General features: G+C 36.2%; 1 protein-coding gene. It reads right to left on the reverse strand.

Features of this window, described 5'->3' with window-relative positions:
• Positions 1-226 precede the first annotated feature (226 nt).
• Positions 227-776: group II intron maturase-specific domain-containing protein (locus TP70_RS08410; RefSeq protein WP_044360960.1), on the reverse strand; the 550-nt coding region annotated here is incomplete at its 5' end.

Here is a 776-nt window from a genome sequence, read left to right on the forward strand (position 1 = left end):
ATCTTTCAAACAGAGAGACTCTACAAACGCATCAATTGCCCGAACAGGGTTTTCCTCCTCAATCATTTCATCTAAAGTTAATAATTGAAAGCTTACTTGATTTCTTGAAAATCCCTGTATATTAGCCATTTAGTAGTATCCTCCTTTAAACTTCTATCAAATATATAATACAATAAACTAGTATTATTTGTTAGACAGTCTGGCGTACGGACCCGTACTTGGCGGTTCAATATCTTGCGTAAGCCAACTCTGCAAGTTCGACTAACGGTATTAGTCCCCACTTGTAGAGTTGTTTTGTTGTAAGCGCGAGATGGACTTCTTTGGTGCTTGAGAGTCGCCAATACTTCTTACGCGATTGTGCGATTTTCATGGCACTTTTATGGTCAAGTCCATATTTACGTAACATCTTGTATTTTGTTTTTGGTTTCTTCCATCTTTTGAGAATTAGTTGTCTAATGCGTCGGTTTAACCAAGATTGTAACTTCGTTATAAAAGCTTTAATAAACCCTCTACCAAAGTAATTTATCCACCCTCGTGTTACTTGATTAATTTCTGTTATAATCTGTTTGAAGGTACCTGGTCTATTTCGTTTCGTTAGACGTCTTAAGGAGCGTTTTAAATTTCTTTTTGCTCCCGTAGTCGGTCTGAAACGATAAATGCCATCTACTTTGGTCATTAGACAACTCAAGAACTTTAAACGTGTGACTGCACCTACTTTACTCTTTTCCTTATTTACAATAAGTTTAAGGTCTTTTTCGATGAATTTTGTCACACTT

This window comes from Staphylococcus microti (assembly GCF_000934465.1).
In the GTDB taxonomy this organism is placed as follows: Bacteria; Bacillota; Bacilli; order Staphylococcales; family Staphylococcaceae; genus Staphylococcus; species Staphylococcus microti.